Source organism: Streptomyces cinerochromogenes (genome assembly GCF_014648635.1).
GTDB lineage: Bacteria > Actinomycetota > Actinomycetes > Streptomycetales > Streptomycetaceae > Streptomyces > Streptomyces cinerochromogenes.
The window spans coordinates 147379-168039 of record NZ_BMRM01000002.1 but is presented as its reverse complement, the minus strand read 5'-3'; the positions used below and the strand labels follow the sequence as shown (position 1 = coordinate 168039).

Below are 20661 nucleotides of genomic sequence, written 5' to 3'. Positions count from 1 at the left end.
GCGCGTATGGCCCGCTACACCCAGGTGTCCAGCCACATCCGCGACCGCCAGCTGTCGATCGGGATCGCCTGGCCCGTGTACAGGGGCCAGAAGTAGATGAAGTTCCAGGCGATCAGCAGGACCAGTACGCCCGCCGCCGTCGCGCCGAGCACGCGGCGGGTGTCGGTGGATCTCGGCGGACCCACGATCGCGCCGACCATCATCGCCACCGCCAGGCACAGGAACGGGAGGAAGACGACCGCGTAGAAGAGGAAGATCGTGCGCTCCTGGTAGTGGAACCAGGGGAGGTAACCCGCCGCGATGCCGCAGGCGATGGCGCCGGCCCGCCAGTCGCGGCGGAACGCCCAGCGCCACAGCACGTAGCCGATCGCGAAGCAGGCCGCCCACCACAGCAGCGGCGTGCCGATCGCCAGCACCTCCCGGGCGCACTTCTGGCCCGCGTCCGCCGGGCAGCCGTCGGCGCCGGGGGAGGGGGACTCGTAGAAGTACGACACGGGGCGGCCCAGCACGATCCAGCTCCACGGGTTGGACTGGTACGTGTGCGGCTGGTCGAGGTGGACGTGGAACTTGTACACCTCGTGCTCGTAGTGCCACAGGCTGCGCAGCCAGTCCGGCAGGAACGCCCAGGTGCCGCCCTTGCCGTCGGTGGCCGCCCAGTTGCGGTAGTAGCCTCCCGTGCCGTCGGTCGGGGAGAGGATCCAGCCGGTCCAGGAGACCAGGTAGACGACCAGCGCCACCGGGATCGTCGCCACGAACGCGGCGCCCGTGTCGTACTTCAGGGCCGCCAGGTACGGGCGGTACGCGCCGGCCACCTTGCGGGTGCCGACGTCCCACAGGACCGTCATCACGCAGAACGCGGCCAGGACGTACAGGCCGTTCCACTTCGTGCCCACGGCCAGGCCCAGCATCAGCCCGGCCGTCCAGCGCCAGGGCCGCCACCCGAAGCGGAAGCCGTCCGCGACCTGCCCGTCCGGCCGCACCCGGCCGTCCGGCCCCGCCGGCAGCGCGGCGGCCAGCCGCTCCCGCGCCCGGTCCCGGTCCACCACCAGGCAGCCGAACGCGGCCACCACGAAGAACATGAGCACGCCGTCGAGGAGCGAGGTCCGGCTCATCACGAAGTGCAGGCCGTCCACCGCCATCAGCGCGCCCGCGAGGCAGCCCAGGAACGTCGAGCGGAACATCCGGCGGCCGATCCGGCACACCAGCAGCACGCTCAGCGTGCCGAGCAGTGCCGTCATGAACCGCCAGCCGAACGGGTCGAACCCGAAGACCAGCTCGCCGAGCCCGATCACGTACTTGCCGACCGGCGGGTGCACCACGTACGCCGGGTCCGTCGGGACCGCCAGGTGCCCGCCCTGCTGGAGCACCATGTCGTTGGCGTTCTTGCCGTACTGGTCCCAGCTGACCTCGAAACCGCGGTGGACCAGCGCCCACGCGTCCTTGGCGTAGTACGTCTCGTCGAATATCACCGCGCGCGGGCTGCCCAGGTTCCAGAACCGCAGCACGCCCGCCAGCAGCGTCACCAGCAGCGGCCCGCCCCAGCCGGACCAGCGGGTGAGCCGCTCGGCGAGGACCGGCGGCACGCCGAGCACCCGCCACAGCCGGGGGCTCGGCTCGGCGTACGGCGGCACCAGCCGGTCGCGTACGTCGCCCTCGGGCGCGTCCGATGCCGGCGCGTACCCGAATCGGCGCAGCCGCTGCTGCCACGACGGCCGCCGGTCGTGCGGTGCCTGGTCCTGCCGGAGGTCCATGGAGGACGCGGTACTGGTCACCGCGCCATCGTAGGGAACCGGCCTGTGCGAGTCCCGTGCATGTGCGGTACCGGTCACCGCGCACGCGTTTTCCTCCCCCGACGGGAGCCCTGGGAGGATGGGGGTGTGACTGGAACCCTTGTCCTGGCAGGTACCCCCATCGGTGACATCGCGGACGCGCCGCCCCGGCTCGCCGAGGAGCTGGCCGGCGCCGACGTCGTCGCCGCCGAGGACACCCGGCGGCTGCGCCGGCTCACCCAGGCGCTGGGCGTCACGCCCAAGGGCCGCGTGGTGTCGTACTTCGAGGGCAACGAGTCCGCCCGGACACCGGAACTGGTCGAGGAGCTGCTCGGCGGCGCGCGCGTGCTGCTGGTGACCGACGCCGGCATGCCCTCCGTCTCCGACCCCGGCTACCGGCTGGTCGCCGCCGCCGTGGAGCGGGACATCAAGGTCACCGCCGTGCCGGGGCCGTCCGCCGTGCTCACCGCGCTCGCCCTGTCCGGACTGCCCGTCGACCGGTTCTGCTTCGAGGGCTTCCTGCCCCGCAAGGCCGGCGAGCGGCTGTCCCGGCTGCGCGAGGTCGCGGGCGAGCGGCGCACCCTCGTCTACTTCGAGGCCCCGCACCGGCTCGACGACACCCTCGCCGCGATGGCCGAGGTCTTCGGCGCGGACCGGCGCGCCGCCGTCTGCCGCGAGCTGACCAAGACCTACGAGGAGGTACGGCGCGGTCCGCTGGCCGAACTGGCGCGGTGGGCCGCCGAGGGCGTGCGCGGGGAGATCACCGTCGTGGTCGAGGGCGCGCCCGAGACCGGGCCGGAGGAACTCGACGCCGCCGAGCTGGTCCGCCGGGTACGCGTGCGGGAGGAGGCCGGAGAGCGCCGCAAGGAGGCGATCGCGGCGGTCGCGGTGGAGGCGGGACTGCCGAAACGGGTCGTGTTCGACGCCGTGGTCCAGGCCAAGAAGACGGACCCGAACTGAGCCGCGCCACCCCCCTGAGCAGGGATCGTCTCGGCTGAGCGCGCGTGCCATGGGAGGGCAAAAGGCTGGCGTCGATGGCAAAGCCCAACCGTCTCATTCGAGTCAGTTCGGCAAGCGATGTCCAAAACGGCTCCAACACTCGACAGACCTGGTGCGTTCAGGCCCGCGGAGGCGTCCACTGGTCGAAGGGACGCACCCGTCCAAGAGGGACGCACCCGTGCAAGAGGGAGCTGGCATGAGTGACATAGCAGGGCAGACCGGGCTCCGCGGTACAGCCTCGGCCGTCGTTCACGAGTCGTATTCGTTCGCCTGCATGCGCTGCGGGCACGGCTGGGAGCAGTCGTACGAGATAGAGCACCACACGAACGCCGAGGGGGAGGAGTTCGTGCTGTACGTGGCCGACGGCCGGGTGGTGCCGTCGCCGCTCAGCCGGCCCGCCTGCCAGAACTGTGACGGCCACGTCGTGCGGATCATGCGCGCGGGCCAGGTCTCCTCGGTGCGCGGCGCGGCCGCCCGGGAGCACCACCGGGTGCCGGCGGCGGGCCCGGTCGAGGTGCCCGCGGTGCCGGGGCAGGCCGAGGAGCCGCACCACTGGCACCTCTCCGACCTCCTGCACCCCTTCCAGCGCCGGGCGAGCTGAGCCGGGCACGGGATCGCGCGGGCATGCCCCTTTCGTAGGATCGGGGCATGCCCTCGAACGCCGGCCACAGCTCCGCAGACGACGACAAGAAGGCGGCCCCGCCGCTTCCGGCGCCCCTCCAGGTGCCCGTCGCCGACTCCCACACCCACCTCGACATGCAGTCCGGCACGGTGGAGGAGGGCCTGGCGAAGGCCGCCTCGGTGGGCGTGACGACCGTCGTCCAGGTCGGCTGCGACATCAAGGGCTCGCAGTGGGCCGCCGAGGTCGCCGCCGCCCACGCGGGCGTCCACGCCGCCGTCGCCCTCCACCCCAACGAGGCACCGCGCATCGTCCACGGGGACCCCGACGGCTGGTCGCGGCAGGGCGCCCGGCCGGCGGGCGGCGACGCGGCGCTGGACGAGGCCCTCGCCGAGATCGACCGGCTCGCCGCACTGCCGCAGGTCAAGGGCGTCGGCGAGACCGGCCTCGACCACTTCCGCACCGGCCCGGAGGGCAAGGCCGCCCAGGAGCGGTCCTTCCGCGCCCACATCGAGATCGCCAAGCGGCACGGCAAGGCGCTCGTCATCCACGACCGCGACGCCCACGCCGACGTCCTCAGGATCCTGAAGGAGGAGGGCGCCCCCGAGCGCACCGTCTTCCACTGCTACTCCGGCGACGCCGAGATGGCCGGGATCTGCGCCCGCGAGGGCTACTTCATGTCCTTCGCCGGCAACGTCACCTTCAAGAACGCCCAGAACCTGCGGGACGCCCTCGCCGTCGCCCCGCTGGAGCTGGTCCTCGTGGAGACCGACGCGCCCTTCCTGACCCCGGCGCCGTACCGCGGGCGCCCCAACGCGCCGTACCTGATCCCGGTCACGGTGCGTGCGATGGCCGCCGTGCGCGGCATCGACGAGGACGCGCTGGCCACGGCCCTGGCGGCGAACACCGCCCGGGCCTTCGGGTACTGATCACCCGTTCGGGGCGCAACTGTACGTAGTCGCGTCGCTTTGGAGAGTGACCGACCCTCCGCTAGGTTCTGGGGGCCCGAACCGGACCCCTGTGGCCCCCTGGAGCGTGTCGGCGTGAGCAAGTCGAGTTACGGGACGTACGACCCCTACGGCCATGAGGTCTTTGCGCACACGGCGGAGACACTGCCGTACGGGCTCGGCAAGGACACCTACCGGCCCGCCTACGAGGCCGAGGCGTACTTCGTCACCGAGCCGATGCCGCCGATGCCGCCGCTGCCCCGGCAGACGGCCGGCGCGGCGGAGACGGGGGCCCGGGAAGCGGAAGCGGCTCCGGAGGCGGAGACGGCGGCCCGGGAGGCGCAGCCGCCCGCGGAGACCGACGGGCGGCCCTCGCGCCGGCGCCGGGCCCGCGACTGCGACCGGCCGGAGTCGCCCATGCGCCGGCTGCTGCCGCAGGCGCTGGTCGTGGCCTTCCTGGCCGGCGGCACCACCGCCTTCGTCGCCGAGGACAAGGCGATCGAGCTGAGCGTCGACGGCAGGCAGCGCAGCCTGCACACCTTCGCCGACGACGTGAGCGAACTGCTCGCCGAGGAGGGCGTGCGCGTCGGGGCCCACGACATGATCGCGCCCGCCCCCGGCACGGAACTCGCCAGCGGCGACGAGGTCGCGGTGCGGTACGGGCGCCCCGTACGCCTCACGCTGGACGGCCGGCGGCAGGAGGTGTGGACGACGGCGCGCACTGTGGAAGGGGCGCTGGACGAGCTGGGTGTACGCGCCGAGGGGGCGTACCTGTCGACCTCGCGCTCCCAGCGCATCGGACGCGCCGGACTCGCCCTCGACGTGCGCACCGAGCGCGCGGTCACCGTCATGGCGGACGGCCGGACCCGCACCGTCCGCACCAACGCGGCCACCGTCCGGGAAGCGGTCGAGGAAGCCGGCATCACCCTGCACGGCCAGGACACCACCTCCGTCCCGCCGGACAGCTTTCCGCGCGACGGACAGACGGTGACCGTGCTCCGGGTGACCGGCGGCCGCGAGGTCCGCGAGGAGCAGATCCCGTTCCGGGTCGAGCGCACCGAGGATCCCTCGCTCCTCAGGGGCACCGAGGTCGTCGCGCGGCCCGGACAGCCCGGGCTGCGGCGCACCACGTACCTGCTGCGCACCGTCAACGGCGTCCGGCAGAGGCCGCGCCTGGAGCGGTCCGAGGTGGTGCGCCTGCCGCGCACACAGGTGGTGCGGGTGGGTACCAAGCCGCGGCCCGACTCCGTGTCCGGCGCGGACCACCTGAACTGGCAGGCGCTCGCCGCGTGCGAGTCCGGCGGCCGGCCGGACGCCGTCGACGCCTCCGGCACGTACGGCGGGCTCTACCAGTTCGACACGCGCACCTGGCACAGCCTCGGCGGCACGGGCCGCCCCCAGGACGCGTCGGCGGAGGAACAGACGTACCGCGCGAAGAAGCTGTACGTACAGCGGGGGACGAGCCCCTGGCCGCACTGCGGCGCCCGGCTGCGCGGCTAGGGAAACCGCAGGGCGGTTGCGGCATCCGCCCGGCGTGGCCGGGCGTCCGCGGTCCCGGTGCCGGGCGTCTGGCGATCCGGCCTCCTCCGCCCCCGTACCCTTGTCCCCGTGAGCAGCCCCACCCCCGACGCCCTCCTCGGCCCCGCCGACATCCGTGAACTCGCGGCAGCGCTCGGTGTCCGCCCCACCAAGCAACGCGGCCAGAACTTCGTGATCGACGCGAACACGGTCCGCCGTATCGTCCGCACCGCCGAGGTCCGCCCGGACGACGTCGTCGTGGAGGTGGGCCCCGGCCTCGGCTCGCTCACCCTCGCGCTGCTGGAGGCCGCCGACCGGGTCACCGCCGTCGAGATCGACGACGTACTCGCCGCGGCCCTCCCCGGCACCGTCACCGCGCGCATGCCCGACCGCGCCGACCGCTTCGCGCTGGTCCACTCCGACGCGATGCACGTCACCGAGCTGCCCGGCCCCGCGCCGACGGCGCTGGTCGCGAACCTCCCCTACAACGTCGCCGTCCCCGTCCTGCTGCACATGCTCGACACCTTCCCGAGCATCGAGCGGACGCTGGTCATGGTGCAGTCCGAGGTCGCCGACCGGCTCGCCGCCGCCCCCGGGAACAAGGTGTACGGCGTCCCGTCCGTGAAGGCCAACTGGTACGCCGACGTGAAGCGGGCCGGGGCCATCGGCCGCAACGTCTTCTGGCCCGCTCCGAACGTCGACAGCGGGCTGGTGTCCCTGGTCCGCCGGGCCGAGCCGATCAAAACCACCGCTTCCAAGGCCGAGGTCTTCGCCGTGGTCGACGCGGCCTTCGCCCAGCGCCGCAAGACCCTGCGGGCCGCGCTCGCCGGCTGGGCGGGGTCCGCGGCGGCGGCCGAGGCGGCGCTGGTCGCGGCCGGGGTCTCCCCGCAGGCGCGCGGGGAGGCGCTGACGGTGGAGGAGTTCGCGCGGATCGCCGAACACAAGGAGAGCGGCAAGTGAGCGTCACGGTACGCGTACCGGCCAAGGTCAACGTCCAGCTCGCCGTCGGCGCCGCCCGCCCCGACGGCTTCCACGACCTCGCCAACGTCTTCCTCGCGGTCGGCCTGTACGACGAGGTGACCGTGACCCCGGCCGACGGACTCCGGATCACCTGCGAGGGCCCGGACGCCGACCAGGTCCCCCTGGACCGCACCAACCTCGCCGCGCGCGCGGCGATCGCCCTCGCCGGGCGCCGGGGCATCGAGCCGAACGTCCACGTCCACATCGCCAAGGACATCCCGGTCGCCGGCGGCATGGCGGGCGGCAGCGCGGACGGCGCGGGCGCGCTGCTCGCCTGCGACCGGCTGTGGGGCACGGGCGCCTCGCGGGCCGAGCTGCTCGCGATCTGCGCCGAGCTGGGCAGCGACGTGCCGTTCAGCCTGGTCGGCGGGGCCGCCCTCGGCACCGGGCGCGGTGAGCGGCTGACCGCGCTGGAGGTCGGCGGCACCTTCCACTGGGTGTTCGCGATGGCCGGGCGGGGGCTGTCGACCCCGGCGGTGTTCCGGGAGTTCGACCGGCTGGCGGAGGGACGGGAGATCCCGGAGCCGGTGGCGTCGGAGCAGCTGCTGGAGGCGCTGGCGAAGGGGGACGTGGAGGGGCTGGCGGCGGCCGTCTCGAACGGCCTTCAGCCTGCCGCGCTGTCGCTGTTCCCGGAGCTGTCGGACACGCTGGACGCGGGTCGGGGTGCGGGTGCGCTTGCCGCGCTGGTCTCCGGGTCCGGGCCTACGACCGCGTTCCTCGCGCGGGACGCCGAGTCGGCGGAGAAGGTGGCCGAGGTGCTGCGGGCGTCGGGGACGTGCAGGGCCGTGCGGACCGCGGTGGGGCCGGTGGCGGGGGCGACGGTTGTCTGAGGGCAATCCCCTCAGAGCTCGTCGATCGCCGTCAGGTCGATGTCGATGGGGTACGGCTTGTCGACCTTGATGCGATCGCGGTGCATGCCCGTGTGGACGTACGCCCGGGTGAGCGGGTCGATTTCGTAGACGTGGATGACGGGCCTGCCGTCGGTCCCGTTCGCCTCGACGCGCCAGAAGTTCGGAATTCCGGCGGCGGCGTATTTCTGCGGCTTCGTCGTGCGGTCGCGGGACTCGGACTCGGGCGAGACCACTTCGACCGCCAGAAGTACGTCGGTGGCCTGGTAGCTCGTCTGGTCCGGCCCGGTGACGGCGTCGGTCCGGATCACGCTCACGTCGGGCTCGGGGCCGTTGCGCCTGTCGAGGATCACGGTCATCTCCCGGCTGACCTTGAATTCGGCAGGCAGGCCACTGGCACGCAGGCCGAAGACGAGCAGATCGACCACGTTCCCGTGGAATCGGCGCTGCGGACTCACGAAAACCAGGCTCCCGTCGATCAGCTCGGTGTGCGGCGGGAGATCCGGCAGCGTGAACAGGTCGTCCACGGTGTATCCGTCCAGCGGCGGCACCGGCCATGGAACCCGGTGCTCTACGGACTCGGCGGTCATGGTGCCTCCCATGGACGGGATCCTGCTGCCTGCCCTCCACGGTATCGGCCCGTTCCCGATCACGTCATCACAAAGAGTGACAAGCCCTCGCGCCCCGCCCTCATCCCCCGAGGGCCTACGCTAGAAGGCTGACCGACCCCGCGCACAGGAGTGAAATGGCCGTCAACCTGGTCAATGTCGAGAACGTCAGCAAGGTGTACGGCACCCGTGCCCTGCTGGACGGCGTCTCGCTCGGCGTGTCGGAAGGGGACCGGATCGGGGTCGTCGGACGCAACGGCGACGGCAAGACCACCCTCATCCGGATGCTCGCCAAGCTGGAGGAGGCCGACACCGGACGGATCACGCACTCCGGCGGGCTGCGCCTCGGCGTGCTGACGCAGCACGACTCCCTCGACCCGGCCGCCACCGTGCGTCACGAGGTCATCGGTGACATGGCCGACCACGAGTGGGCCGGCAACGCCAAGGTCAGGGACGTGCTGACCGGACTGTTCGGCGGGCTGGACCTGCCGGGCTTCCCGAAGGGGCTCGACACCGTCATCGGGCCGCTCTCCGGTGGCGAGCGGCGCCGCATCGCGCTGGCCAAGCTGCTCATCGAGGAGCAGGACCTGATCGTCCTGGACGAGCCCACCAACCACCTCGACGTCGAGGGCATCTCCTGGCTCGCCCAGCACCTGCAGAACCGGCGCTCGGCGCTGGTGTGCGTGACGCACGACCGGTGGTTCCTGGACCAGGTGTGCACCCGCATGTGGGACGTGCAGCGCGGTGACGTGTACGAGTACGAGGGCGGCTACTCCGACTACGTCTTCGCGCGCGCGGAGCGGGAGCGGATCGCCGCGACCGAGGAGGCCAAGCGGCAGAACCTGGTCCGCAAGGAGCTGGCCTGGCTGCGGCGCGGCGCCCCCGCGCGGACGTCGAAGCCGCGCTTCCGGGTCGAGGCCGCCAACGAGCTGATCGCGGACGTGCCGCCGCCCCGGGACAGCAGCGAGCTGATGAAGTTCGCCTCCTCGCGGCTCGGCAGGACCGTCTTCGACCTGGAGGACGTGACCGTCCAGGCCGGTCCGAAGGTGCTGCTGAAGCACGTCACCTGGCAGCTCGGGCCGGGCGACCGGATCGGTCTCGTCGGGGTCAACGGGGCCGGCAAGACCTCGCTGCTGCGTGCCATGGCCGCCGCGGCCCGCAGCGAGGGCGAGGAGCAGCCCGCCGGCGGCCGTATCGCCGTGGGCAAGACCGTCAAGCTGGCCTACCTCTCCCAGGAGGTCGCCGAACTCGACCCGACCTGGCGGGTGCTGGAGGCCGTGCAGCGGGTCCGGGAGCGCGTCGACCTCGGCAAGGGGCGCGAGATGACGGCCGGGCAGCTGTGCGAGACGTTCGGCTTCACCAAGGAGAAGCAGTGGACGCCGGTCGGCGACCTCTCCGGTGGTGAGCGGCGCCGGCTGCAGCTGCTGCGGCTGCTCATGGACGAGCCCAACGTCCTCTTCCTGGACGAGCCCACCAACGACCTCGACATCGAGACCCTCACCCAGCTGGAGGACGTCCTCGACGGCTGGCCCGGCTCGATGATCGTCATCTCCCACGACCGGTTCTTCGTGGAGCGCACCACGGACCGGGTCTTCGCCCTCCTCGGCGACGGCGCCCTGCGGATGCTGCCGCGCGGCATCGACGAGTACCTGGAGCGGCGCCGGCGCATGGAGGAGGCGGTCGCCGCGCAGGCCACCGCCGCGGCACCGAAGCCGGCCGCCACGGAGAGGAGCGCCGCCGACCAGCGGGCCGCGAAGAAGGAACTCCAGAAGATCGAGCGGCAGTTGGACAAGATCTCCGAGAAGGAGTCCGCGCTGCACGCCCAGATCGCCGACAACGCCACCGACTTCGCGAAGGTGGCCGATCTGGACGCCCGGTTGCGGGACCTCGCCGGGGAGCGCGAGGAACTGGAACTGCGCTGGCTGGAACTGGCGGAGGACGCCTGACCGTTCACGCCCGGCACGAAGGGGGCGCGTGCGCCGGGTGAAGGGGGCGTGAAGGCGCATAACGACGGCATCACGGGCCGGTCCTCCCTTGGGAACAGGGCAGGACGCGGCCCCGTGTGCTGTCGGTGCCGAGTGATAGAAAGAGCCGTCTGAGAACTGTCTGTAAGCGACCTTGGGTCCGTCACGAACCTCAGGGCGTGGCTAAAAATCAGTGAACGAGGGGGAAGAGCGCTGATGACTCAGCCGCCCGACCAGCCGCCGCAGAGCGGGTTCGGAGCACCGCAGGACCAGCCGCCGCAGGGCGGTGGTTTCGGCCCGGCCCCGCAGACGCCACCGGCGCAGGGCGGTTTCGGCGCCGCCCCGCAGACGCCACCGGCGCAGGGCGGTTTCGGCGCCGCCCCCCAGACCCCGCCGGCGCAGGGCGGTTTCGGCGCGCCCCAGCCGCCCGCCACGCCCCCGCAGCCGCCCCAGCCGGGCTACGGCTACCCGCACCAGCCCCAGCCCCAGCAGCCGGGACCGTACGGCGCCGCCCCCGGTCCCTACGGCTATCCGCAGCAACCCCCGCAGCAGCCGGGCCCGTACGGCGCCCCGCAGCCCGGCTACGGCCACCCGCAGCAGCCGCCGTACCCGGGCATGCCCGGCGCCGCGCCCGGCGGCCCCGTCCCCGGCCCGCAGGGCTCCCGGAAGAAGACGGCGCTGATCATCGGGTCCGCGGTGGCCGCGCTGCTCGTCATCGGCGGCACGGTGTTCGCGCTGTCCGGCGGCGGCGACGACGGCGGCGAGAAGAAGCCCGTCGCCCGGCACAGCGACGATCCCAAGCACTCCGCCACCTCCTCGCCGACGACGTCCGGCGGCGAGGACCCGGAGAACCTCAACAAGGGCCGCCAGGCCGGCGAGGCGAAGGTGCTCTGGTACAAGCCGGCACCGGACGCCCCGGCCTCCGGCGCCGACGCGCCCGGCATGTGGATCACCGGCGACACGGCGGTGAAGGCGGCGTACAAGCAGGTCTTCGCCTTCCGTACCGCCGACGGCGGCACCGCCTGGGGACCGCTGGCCTTCCCGCAGAAGATCTGCGCGGTCACCCCGCAGAAGTCGGCGGACGACAAGGTCGTCGTGGCATACATGAACGGCGGCGGCGACCGCGCCAAGTGCAACCAGCTCCAGCAGCTGGACCTGCGCACCGGCGAGAAGGGCTGGAGCGCCGAGGTCGCCGACGGCGGGCTGTTCGACAGCGCGCTGACCGTCGAACTCACCGTCAGCGGGAAGACGCTGATGGTGGGTCGTTCGCAGTCGGGCACGGCGTACGACATCGGCACCGGCAAGAAGCTGTACGACAAGAAGAAGTACGGCGCGGCCTGCTTCCCGGCCGCCTTCGCGGGCAGCACCAGCCGGCTGATCCAGGTGGCCTCCTGCGGCGCCGGCACCGGCAAGGAGCACGAGGAGATCCAGGAACTCGACCCGGCCACCGGCAAGGTGCGCTGGACCCAGACCGTCAAGAAGGGCTGGGAGGTGACCCGGACGTACTCGGTCGACCCGCTCGTGGTCTACCTGACCAACCGGGACAAGAAGGCCTGGAACATCTCCACCTTCGACAAGAACGGCAAGTTCCGCTCCGAGGTCAAGGTGAACGAGAAGTTCGCGCCGCGGTGCGGCTGGGCCGTCCTGGAGCGGGAGCTGCAGGGCTGCCAGGGTGTCGCGGTCGACGCGAACATGCTGTACCTGCCCACCGACTCCACCGTCAGCGCCAACGAGATCGTCGCGATCAGCCTCGCCGACGGCAAGGAGAAGTGGCGCGTCGGCTCCCCGACGGACCGGCCGATGGCGCCGGTGAAGGTCGAGGACGGCAAGCTCGTCGCGTACGTGCAGCCGTCGTACGACACGGGCGGCCAGGTGGTGTCGGTCCCGGTCACCGGCTCCTCCCACAAGACGACCCGGCTGCTGCAGAACCCGCAGGGCGCCGCCGACGTGGAGAACACCTTCTACGACGGCGTCGTCGACTGGACCGGCGGGCGGTTCTTCATCTCCTCCGGCCGGCTGTCCGGCGACGACGACTCGAAGGAGAAACTCATGATGGCCTTCGGCAACTGAGCCCGGCCCGCCCGGCCCCAGCCCGTTCCTCCCGAGTCCCCCGTCGCCGTACGGCCTTCCGCGTCCCCGAGGTACCCGCATGACCCAGCCGCCCCCGCCGCCCCACCAGCCCCCGGGCCAGCCCCCGAGTCAGCCGCCGAACCCGCCGGCCGGCCCGCCGCCGCAGCCGGGGTACGGCTACCCGCAGGCCCCGCCGCCGCCCCCGCCGCCCCAGCCGCAGCCCGGCTACGGCTACCCGGGCGCGCAGCCGAACCCGTACGCCCAGCAGCCCCCGGCCCAGCCCGCGGCGCCGGCCCCGGGTCACGGCGCCCAGCCGCACAACCCCTACGCGCAGCCCACCCAGCCCATGCAGCCCGTGCCGGGCGGGCAGCCGGGGTACGGCTATCCGGGCCAGAGCCAGGGTCAGCCGCCGTCCGTGCCGATGCCGCCGCAGCCGGCGCCGGGCGGCGGCGGGCGGAACAACGCCGCGCTGTTCATCGTCGTCGCGGCGGTCGTCGCCATCGCGCTGATCGTCGGCGGCGGCATCTGGTACGCCAAGTCCTCCGGGGACGACGGCAAGCAGCACGACACCGCCTCCTCCAGCGGCGGCACGGGCGGCAAGGACGGCTCCGGGGGCACCGGCGGCGGTGGCGGCAAGGAGAAGGCGCCGTCCGACCCGGCCGCCAAGGTGCTCTTCGAGGTGCCGCTGCCCAAGGCGGACGACACGACCAGCACCGTGGGCTCCTGGCTGACGGACACCGTCTACGCCAAGAGCGGCATCGCCGAGATCGTCGGGTACGACCCGGCCAAGGGCACCGAGCTGTGGACGATCAAGCTGCCCGGACCGATCTGCGCGGCCAGCCACCACGTCACCTCCGACGGCCTGACCGCGATCACCTTCCAGCCGAAGATGCCCGCGAAGGGCTCCACCGCGGGCTGCAGCCAGATCGCGGCGATCGACCTCGCCGCGGGCAAGAAGCTGTGGACGAAGACCGTCGAGTCCGGCGACTTCCCGATCACCTTCCAGAACGTGACGGTCGCCCAGCACACGGTCGCGGTCGGCAGCTCCGACGGCGGCGCCGCGTTCGACATCGGCTCCGGCAAGGCGCTGTGGCAGCCGAAGCCGGACGACACCTGCCGTGACGTGGGGTACGGCGGCGGCACCCGGCTGGTCGCGGTGCGCAAGTGCGGCGAGTACGACAACCCGCAGCTGAACATCCAGACCATCGACCCGGCCGGCGGCAAGGTGATCTCCGAGTACCGGATGCCGGCCGGCGTCGACTACCCCTCCATCGTCTCCACCGACCCGCTGGTGGTCGCGGCCGACGTCGGCCAGAGCGCGGGCGACGGCAGCGGTGTCTCGGACTACTTCTCCATCGACGACAAGACCGGCAAGCTGCTCGCCCGCATCCCCGCGCCCGGCGACACCTACGGGGGCCGCTGCGACGGCATCACCCGGATCGAGGACTGCAAGCAGGTCGTGGCGGGCAACGGCAGGCTGTACCTGATGACCGAGCCGCACGACGGCTCGGGCGACTACACCCGCACCAACGAGATCGTCTCCTTCGACCTGAGGACCGGCAAGCCCACCGGCCAGCGCGCCGAGGCCGGTGACGGCTACACCCTGTCCCCGCTGCGCCTGGACGGACGCAACCTGCTCGCCTACAAGGCGCCGCCCTACAACAAGGGCGGCCAGGTCGTCAGCCTCGACGGTGGTTCGTTCAAGGCGACCAAGCTGCTGGAGAACCCGTCGGTGAAGAGCGTGCGGGACTCGGAGGCCAACCTGCTGCCGGAGTACTCCGAGCTGCTCTTCGGCAAGGGCCGGCTGTACATGGCCGCCGTGTGGGCCAAGGAGCGGGACATGTCGTCCTCCAGCAAGGAGTACCTGGTGATGGCGTTCGGCACCGGCGGCTGACGCCTCCGCCCCGCCGTTCGCCGGCCTCGCCCGAATGGGTGACTTGCCGAGGAGTGCCCCGGATTTCATCGATCCGGGGCACTTCTCATGAAGAGGGGCAGCGCGACGTCGAACAAGCGTGTAGCTTCCGGGGGCATGTAGGGCGGGGGTGCCTGGGGGACTGGGGGGTTGGTGTATGGGAGTGCGGCTCATGGTCGTGGACGACCATCGGCTGCTCGCGGAGGCGCTGGCGTCGGCGCTCAAGCTGCGCGGGCACCGGGTGGTCGCCGCGGCGGCGCCGGCGGCGGGCGCGGCGGACCTCGTGATCGCGCGGGCGCCCGAGGTGTGCCTGCTGGGTACGGCGGCGCCGGCCGAGCCGGGGGTCTTCGACCCGGTGGTGAAGATCAAGCGGGAGCGTCCGCAGGTGGCGGTGCTGGTGCTGGGCCCGGTGCCGTCGCCGCGCGGGATCGCGGCGGCCTTCGCCGCGGGGGCGTCGGGGTACGTGCGGCACGACGAGCGGATCGAGGGGGTCGAGCGGGCCATCATGAAGGCCCGGGCCGGGGAGGCGGCGGTGGCCCCGCTGCTGCTCCAGGGCGCCTTCAGCGAGCTGCTGAACCCGGCCGCGCAGCCCGACGACGAGGCGCAGCGGCTGCTGGAGATGCTCACGCCGCGGGAGGCGGAGGTGCTGGTCCGGGTGGCCGACGGGGAGGACACGCGGCGGATCGCGGCGGGCATGGGCATCGCCCCGAGCACGGCCCGTACGCATGTCCAGCGGGTCCTGATGAAGCTGGGGGTGGGGTCCAGGCTGGAGGCGGCGGCGCTGGCGGCCAGGACGGGACTGCTGGACCGTGCGGGTTCCCTGCGGGGCGTCGGCGACCCCGGATAGGCGCCCTGCGCCGGGAGCGTCCCGAAGGGGCGCGGGGAACTGCGCGACCAGCCCCCGCGCACCCGCAGCCGGCGTGCGGCCGTACGCCCCCGGCGCTGTCGCGGCGCTACTCCGCCCGCTCTTCCGGCACTCCCTCCGGGGGCAGCGGCGGAGGCGTGGGCCGGAGCTTCAGCCAGGCCAGGAAGAAGATGCCCAGGAGCAGCATGCCGATCCCGGTCCACAGGTTGATGTTGACGCCCTCGGCCTTGTCGATCGCGGCCCGGGAGTCGGTGATCCCGGTGATCGTGACGATGACGCCGTAGAGGACGAACAGTCCGCCGATGATGCGGCGCAGGTCGAAGATCCGTGCCGCCGTCGCGGACTTGGTCTCCAGCTCGGAGACCTGCCGCGCCACCTCCTCCTCGGTGTAGTGGTGACGGTCGGGGTGCTCAGGGTGCTCGGTCATGGTTTCCTCGATCCTCCCGCGTCAGAACGAGAACGGGATGTAGCAGGCGGCGGCGAGAACGACCGCGCCCCAGCCCAGCAGGGCCGGCTTGCGGTACCACGCGTCGTCGCCCTCGGCGGGCGGCTCGGACATGCCGGGGGAGCGGGTGCCGTAGACGAGGCCCTGCAGTTCCTGGGCCGGCTTCGGCCGGGTGAACAGGGACACCGCGACCATCACCACCGCGCCGGCGACGAAGCCCGCGATCGCGGAGACGAAGTTGGCGCCCTGGTCGGTGGGGATCGAGATGATCCCCTTCTTGTAGAACACGAAGTAGTTGACCATCGCGGTGACGGTGCCGGCGAGCAGGCCCCAGAACCCGGACTTCGCGGACGCCCGCTTCCAGAACATGCCGACGATGAAGACGACGAACATCGGCACGTTGAAGAAGGAGAACAGCGTCTGCAGGTAGCTCATGATGTTCGAGAACGAGGACGCCAGGAACGCCGTACCGATGGAGGCGCAGACGCCGATCGCGGTGATCAGGCGGCCGAAGCGGACGTAGTAGCCGTCCTCGCGGTCCCGGACGACGTACTTCGCCCAGATGTCGTTGGTGAACACCGTGTTGAACGACGACACGTTCGCCGCCATGCCCGCCATGAAGGCCGCCAGCAGACCGGTCACGGCGATGCCGAGCACACCGTTGGGCAGCAGTTCCTGCATCAGGTAGGGGATGGCGTCGTTGTACTGGTAGCCGGAGGCCGCGGTGCCGAAGTGGGGGACGACCGCGGCGGCGACCAGGCCCGGGATCATGACCAGGAAGACGATGAAGATCTTGGGGTAGGCCGCGATGAGCGGTGTGCGCTGGGCCGCCGAGAGGTTCTTCGCGGACAGGGCGCGCTGCACCTCGGCGAAGTTGGTGGTCCAGTAGCCGAAGGACAGCACGAAGCCGAGGCCGAGGACGATGGTGAGCCAGTTGGCGCCGAGGGGGTTGGCGTGGCCGATGCCGGTGCCTCCCCAGGCCGTGGTGAAGTTGGCGCCGTGGGTCGCGGTGAGCTTGTCGGTCAGTCCGCCCCAGCCGCCGACCTTCTTCAGGCCGAGGATCGTGATCGGGATGAGCGCGGCGAGGATCACGAAGAACTGGAGCACCTCGTTGTAGATCGCCGAGGACAGGCCGCCCAGGGTGATGTACGCGAGGACGAAGGCGCCGGCGACGACGATGGCGACCCACTGGGGCCAGCCGAGCAGGGCCTCGACGACGATCGCGAGGGCGTAGAGGTTGACGCCGGCGATGAGGATCGCGGCGAACGCGAACAGGACCGAACTGAGCACGTGGGCGGCCCGGTCGAAGCGCAGCAGCAGGAACTCGGGGACCGAGCGGACCTTGCTGCCGTAGTAGAAGGGCATCATCACCAGGCCCAGGAAGACCATGGCGGGGATGGCGCCGATCCAGTACCAGTGGACGGTGTAGGCGCCGTACTGGGCGCTGTTGGCGGCCATGCCGAGGATCTCGGTGGCCGCGAGGTTCGCCGAGATGAAGGCGAGGCCGGTGATCCACGCGGGCAGCGAGCGTCCGGACAGGAAGAAGTCGAGGCTGGTCTTCACGGAGCGGCGGGCGGCGAAGCCGATGCCGAGGACCACGACGAAGTAGATCGCCAGGATCGTGTAGTCCAGCCAGTTGGTGGGGAGCCGTAGCTCCGCCGCCAGGTAGGCGGGGGCGTATGTGGGGGTTTGCATGAGAACTCGCTTCGTTGCGCGAACTGATCCAGAGCGGAACCTACGCCGCCGTGTTCGTTATTTGAACACTCTGGCTGGTGTTCTTTGTTTGATTGTGATCGAGCGAGGGGATGTCGGACTGTGGTCTGTTATGTTTGATTGTGTTGAGTGATTGGGTGAGGACAGTGCGGCCGCACCCGTGGGGCCCGAACAAGGAGTCCGGCGTGAAGAAGACCTCGACCCGGCTGGCCGACGGTCGTGAGCTGATCTACTACGACCTGCGGGACGACACCGTGCGCGACGCGGCCGACCGGCGCCCGCTGGACCGTACGGTCACCACGTCCGAGATCCGCCGCGACCCGCTGCTCGGCGACAGCGTCGCCGTCGCCTCCCACCGCCAGGGCCGCACCTACCACCCGCCGGCCGACGAGTGCCCCCTGTGCCCCACGCGGGGCGACCGGCTCAGCGAGATCCCCGACTCCTCGTACGACGTCGTCGTCTTCGAGAACCGGTTCCCCTCCCTCGCCGGCGACTCCGGCCGCTGCGAGGTCGTCTGCTTCACCTCCGACCACGACGCCTCCTTCGCCGACCTCACCGGGGACCAGGCGCGGCTGGTGCTGGACGCGTGGACGGACCGCACGTCGGAGCTGTCGCATCTGCCCTCCGTCGAGCAGGTGTTCTGTTTCGAGAACCGCGGTGCCGAGATCGGTGTGACGCTCGGCCACCCGCACGGACAGATCTACGCCTACCCCTTCACCACCCCCCGCACCGCGCTGATGCTCCGCTCGCTCGCCGCCCACAAGGAGGCCACCGGCGGTGAGAACCTGTTCGACACGGTCCTGGCGCGGGAACTCGCCGGTGAGCGGGTCGTCCTTGAGGGTGAACACTGGGCGGCCTTCGTGCCGTACGCGGCGCACTGGCCGTACGAGGTCCACCTGTACCCGAAGCGCCGCGTGCCCGATCTGCTCGCGCTGGACGAGGCGGCACGCACAGAGTTCCCCCAGGTGTATCTGGAACTCTTGAGGCGCTTCGACCGGATCTTCGGTACCGGTGAGCCTCCGACGCCGTACATCGCGGCCTGGCACCAGGCGCCGTTCGGCGCGCTGGAGGAGTTCGACGGGGTGACGCGCGACGACTTCGCGCTCCACCTCGAGCTTTTCACCATCCGCCGCACTTCCGGCAAGCTGAAGTTTCTCGCGGGTTCCGAGTCCGGCATGAACGTGTTCATCAACGACGTGCCGCCGGAGCGCGCGGCCGAGCGACTGCGAGAGGTAGCGAGTTCATGAAGTACCTGGTGACGGGTGGGGCCGGATACGTCGGCAGTGTCGTGGCCCAGCACCTGCTGGAGGCCGGCCACGAGGTCACCGTCCTCGACAACCTCTCCACCGGCTTCCGCGCGGGCGTGCCCGCGGGTGCCGCGTTCGTCGAGGGCGACATCCGCGACGCCGCCAAGTGGCTCGACCCCTCCTTCGACGGCGTGCTGCACTTCGCGGCGTCCTCGCAGGTCGGCGAGTCGGTCGTGAAGCCGGAGAAGTACTGGGAGAACAACGTCGGCGGCAGCATGGCGCTGCTCGCCGCGATGCGCGAGGCCCGCGTCCGCACGCTGGTGTTCTCCTCCACCGCGGCCACCTACGGCGAGCCGGAGCAGACCCCGATCCCGGAGACCGCCCCGACACGCCCCACCAGCCCCTACGGCGCCTCCAAGCTCGCCGTCGACCACATGATCACCAGCGAGGCGGTCGCCCACGGCCTGGCCGCGGTGTCGCTGCGCTACTTCAACGTCGCCGGCGCGTACGGCGCGTACGGCGAGCGCCACGACCCCGAGTCGCACCTCATCCCCCTGGTCCTGCAGGTCGCCCAGGGCCGCCGCGACGCCATCTCGGTCTACGGCGACGACTACCCGACCCCCGACGGCACCTGCGTCCGCGACTACATCCACGTCGCCGACCTGGCCGAGGCCCACCTGCTGGCGCTGACGGCCGCCCGGCCGGGCGAGCACCTGATCTGCAACCTCGGCAACGGCAACGGCTTCTCCGTCCGCGAGGTCATCGAGACCGTCCGCGAGGTCACCGGCCACCCGATCCCGGAGGTGACCGCCCCGCGCCGGGGCGGCGACCCCGCCGTCCTGGTCGCCTCCGCGGACACCGCCCGCGAGAAACTGGGCTGGAACCCGACCCGCGCGGATCTCGCGGGCATCGTCGCGGACGCGTGGGAGTTCGCGCAGAGCATCACGAGGGAGCACTAGTGGGGGCACAGCAGGTCGCGGACCGCTTCGCCGCGCTGTACGGGGCGGAGCCGGAGGGCGTGTGGGCGGCGCCGGGCCGGGTCAACCTGATCGGCGAGCACACCGACTACAACGACGGCTTCGTCATGCCGTTCGCGCTGCCGCACCAGGCGCTCGCGGCGGTCTCCCGCCGCACCGACGGCATCCTCCGCCTGCACTCGGCGGACGTCGAGGGCGGCATCGCGGAGCTGCGGCTCGACGCCCTCGCGCCGGAGAGCGACCGGGAGTGGACGGCGTACCCGGCGGGCGTGCTCTGGGCTCTTCGCGAGGCGGGCCACCAGATCACCGGCGCGGACGTCCACCTGTCCTCGACGGTCCCGACGGGCGCCGGCCTCTCCTCCTCGGCCGCCCTGGAGATCGTGGTCGCCCTCGCGCTGAACGACCTGTACGACCTGGGCCTGCCGCGCTGGAAGCTGGCCCGCCTGTGCCAGCGCGCCGAGAACGTCTACGTCGGCGCGCCCACCGGGATCATGGACCAGACGGCGTCGGCCTGCTGCGAGCAGGGCCACGCGCTGTTCCTGGACACCCGCGACCTGTCCCAGCAGCAGATCCCCTTCGACCTCGCGGCCGAGGGCCTGCGCCTGCTGGTCGTGGACACCCGGGTCAAGCACGCCCACAGCGGCGGCGAGTACGGCAGGCGCCGGGCCGGCTGCGAGAAGGGCGCGGCCCTGCTCGGCGTCGACGCCCTGCGGGACATCCCCTACGACGAGCTGGACGCCGCCCTCGCCCGCCTCGGCGACGAGGAGGAGGTGGTCCGCCTGGTGCGGCACGTGGTCACCGAGGACCAGCGGGTCGAACGCACGGTGGCCCTGCTCCGCGCCGGCGACCCCCGCTCCATCGGCCCGGTCCTCACCGAGGGCCACGCCTCCCTGCGGGACGACTTCCGCATCTCCTGCCCGGAGCTGGACCTGGTCGTGGACACCGCCCTCGCCCACGGCGCCCTCGGCGCCCGCATGACGGGCGGCGGCTTCGGCGGCTCGGCGATCGTCCTGGCGGAGGCGACGGACGTCGACACCCTCACCAAGACGATCGAGGAAGCCTTCGCGGCAGCGTCCTTCACCCCGCCGCGCGTCTTCGAGGCGGTCCCGTCGGCCGGGGCCCGCCGGCTGGTCTGAGGTC

Annotated in this window: 17 protein-coding genes; 13 read left to right on the top strand and 4 right to left on the bottom strand. The window is 72.0% G+C overall.

Features of this window, described 5'->3' with window-relative positions; all coding sequences use genetic code 11:
* Positions 1-14: 14 nt before the first annotated feature.
* Positions 15-1772, bottom strand: a complete 1758-nt coding sequence (locus IEZ20_RS04490; RefSeq protein ID WP_189294784.1) for a dolichyl-phosphate-mannose--protein mannosyltransferase — start codon at positions 1770-1772, stop codon at positions 15-17.
* Positions 1773-1877: 105 nt separating this feature from the next.
* Here IEZ20_RS04490 and rsmI point away from each other — a divergent pair, with 105 nt between their 5' ends.
* The 6 genes from rsmI (at position 1878) to IEZ20_RS04460 (ending at position 7702) form a co-directional block, all read left to right on the top strand.
* On the top strand, positions 1878-2729 hold the full coding sequence (gene rsmI / locus IEZ20_RS04485) for a 16S rRNA (cytidine(1402)-2'-O)-methyltransferase (protein WP_189294783.1): 852 nt from the start codon (positions 1878-1880) through the stop codon (positions 2727-2729).
* Positions 2730-2964: 235 nt separating this feature from the next.
* Positions 2965-3369 (top strand): hypothetical protein, encoded by a 405-nt coding sequence (locus IEZ20_RS04480; protein WP_189294782.1) that lies wholly within the window; start codon positions 2965-2967, stop codon positions 3367-3369.
* A gap of 47 nt (positions 3370-3416) precedes the next feature.
* Positions 3417-4316 carry a TatD family hydrolase gene (locus IEZ20_RS04475; protein ID WP_189294781.1) on the top strand — a complete coding sequence of 300 codons (900 nt, stop codon included), beginning with the start codon at positions 3417-3419 and terminating at the stop codon, positions 4314-4316.
* Between the two features lie 114 nt (positions 4317-4430).
* Positions 4431-5834, top strand: coding sequence for a resuscitation-promoting factor (locus IEZ20_RS04470; RefSeq protein WP_189294780.1), 1404 nt, complete (start codon positions 4431-4433; stop codon positions 5832-5834).
* 108 nt (positions 5835-5942) lie between these two features.
* On the top strand, positions 5943-6812 hold the full coding sequence (gene rsmA, locus IEZ20_RS04465; RefSeq protein WP_189294779.1) for a 16S rRNA (adenine(1518)-N(6)/adenine(1519)-N(6))-dimethyltransferase RsmA: 870 nt from the start codon (positions 5943-5945) through the stop codon (positions 6810-6812).
* On the top strand, positions 6809-7702 hold the full coding sequence (locus tag IEZ20_RS04460; RefSeq protein ID WP_189294778.1) for a 4-(cytidine 5'-diphospho)-2-C-methyl-D-erythritol kinase: 894 nt from the start codon (positions 6809-6811) through the stop codon (positions 7700-7702). Before rsmA ends, IEZ20_RS04460 begins: the two co-directional genes overlap by 4 nt.
* A gap of 11 nt (positions 7703-7713) precedes the next feature.
* On the opposite strand, the gene IEZ20_RS04455 is transcribed toward IEZ20_RS04460, so the two are convergent.
* Positions 7714-8310 (bottom strand): Uma2 family endonuclease, encoded by a 597-nt coding sequence (locus tag IEZ20_RS04455; protein WP_189294777.1) that lies wholly within the window; start codon positions 8308-8310, stop codon positions 7714-7716.
* Between the two features lie 155 nt (positions 8311-8465).
* On the opposite strand from IEZ20_RS04455, the gene IEZ20_RS04450 reads away from it, so the two are divergent.
* The 4 genes from IEZ20_RS04450 to IEZ20_RS04435 all read left to right on the top strand — a co-directional run bounded on the left by IEZ20_RS04450 (position 8466) and on the right by IEZ20_RS04435 (position 15121).
* Positions 8466-10274 (top strand): ABC-F family ATP-binding cassette domain-containing protein, encoded by a 1809-nt coding sequence (locus IEZ20_RS04450; RefSeq protein ID WP_189294776.1) that lies wholly within the window; start codon positions 8466-8468, stop codon positions 10272-10274.
* Between the two features lie 234 nt (positions 10275-10508).
* Positions 10509-12362: an outer membrane protein assembly factor BamB family protein gene (locus IEZ20_RS04445; RefSeq protein WP_189294775.1), complete on the top strand. Its 1854-nt coding sequence runs from the start codon at positions 10509-10511 to the stop codon at positions 12360-12362.
* Between the two features lie 79 nt (positions 12363-12441).
* Entirely contained in the window at positions 12442-14256 is a 1815-nt protein-coding gene (locus IEZ20_RS04440) for an outer membrane protein assembly factor BamB family protein (RefSeq protein WP_189294774.1), read from the top strand.
* A 175-nt stretch (positions 14257-14431) separates the two neighbouring features.
* A complete protein-coding gene (locus IEZ20_RS04435) occupies positions 14432-15121 on the top strand; it encodes a helix-turn-helix transcriptional regulator (protein WP_189294773.1) in 690 nt (229 codons plus the stop codon).
* Between the two features lie 106 nt (positions 15122-15227).
* Here the strand turns inward: IEZ20_RS04435 and IEZ20_RS04430 are convergent, their stop codons facing one another.
* Positions 15228-15566 (bottom strand): hypothetical protein, encoded by a 339-nt coding sequence (locus IEZ20_RS04430; protein ID WP_189294772.1) that lies wholly within the window; start codon positions 15564-15566, stop codon positions 15228-15230.
* A gap of 21 nt (positions 15567-15587) precedes the next feature.
* Positions 15588-17279, bottom strand: coding sequence for a sodium:solute symporter family protein (locus IEZ20_RS04425; protein ID WP_189294771.1), 1692 nt, complete (start codon positions 17277-17279; stop codon positions 15588-15590).
* Positions 17280-17482: 203 nt separating this feature from the next.
* On the opposite strand from IEZ20_RS04425, the gene galT reads away from it, so the two are divergent.
* The 3 genes from galT to galK are packed head-to-tail and all read left to right on the top strand — an operon-like array spanning position 17483 to position 20657.
* Positions 17483-18544, top strand: coding sequence for a galactose-1-phosphate uridylyltransferase (gene galT, locus IEZ20_RS04420; protein WP_189294770.1), 1062 nt, complete (start codon positions 17483-17485; stop codon positions 18542-18544).
* Positions 18541-19503 carry a UDP-glucose 4-epimerase GalE gene (galE, locus tag IEZ20_RS04415; RefSeq protein ID WP_189294769.1) on the top strand — a complete coding sequence of 321 codons (963 nt, stop codon included), beginning with the start codon at positions 18541-18543 and terminating at the stop codon, positions 19501-19503. The genes galT and galE overlap by 4 nt, the downstream gene beginning before the upstream one ends.
* Positions 19503-20657 (top strand): galactokinase, encoded by a 1155-nt coding sequence (gene galK, locus IEZ20_RS04410; protein WP_189294768.1) that lies wholly within the window; start codon positions 19503-19505, stop codon positions 20655-20657. Before galE ends, galK begins: the two co-directional genes overlap by 1 nt.
* Positions 20658-20661: the final 4 nt, after the last annotated feature.

Coding starts and splice junctions, on each gene's coding strand:
- IEZ20_RS04445 (WP_189294775.1), top strand. CDS start 10,509: ATGACTCAGCCGCCCGACCAGCCGCCGCAGAGCGGGTTCGGAGCACCG.
- IEZ20_RS04450 (WP_189294776.1), top strand. CDS start 8,466: ATGGCCGTCAACCTGGTCAATGTCGAGAACGTCAGCAAGGTGTACGGC.
- IEZ20_RS04455 (WP_189294777.1), bottom strand. CDS start 8,310: ATGACCGCCGAGTCCGTAGAGCACCGGGTTCCATGGCCGGTGCCGCCG.
- IEZ20_RS04475 (WP_189294781.1), top strand. CDS start 3,417: ATGCCCTCGAACGCCGGCCACAGCTCCGCAGACGACGACAAGAAGGCG.
- IEZ20_RS04480 (WP_189294782.1), top strand. CDS start 2,965: ATGAGTGACATAGCAGGGCAGACCGGGCTCCGCGGTACAGCCTCGGCC.
- IEZ20_RS04430 (WP_189294772.1), bottom strand. CDS start 15,566: ATGACCGAGCACCCTGAGCACCCCGACCGTCACCACTACACCGAGGAG.
- IEZ20_RS04435 (WP_189294773.1), top strand. CDS start 14,432: ATGGGAGTGCGGCTCATGGTCGTGGACGACCATCGGCTGCTCGCGGAG.
- IEZ20_RS04425 (WP_189294771.1), bottom strand. CDS start 17,279: ATGCAAACCCCCACATACGCCCCCGCCTACCTGGCGGCGGAGCTACGG.
- IEZ20_RS04440 (WP_189294774.1), top strand. CDS start 12,442: ATGACCCAGCCGCCCCCGCCGCCCCACCAGCCCCCGGGCCAGCCCCCG.
- galE (WP_189294769.1), top strand. CDS start 18,541: ATGAAGTACCTGGTGACGGGTGGGGCCGGATACGTCGGCAGTGTCGTG.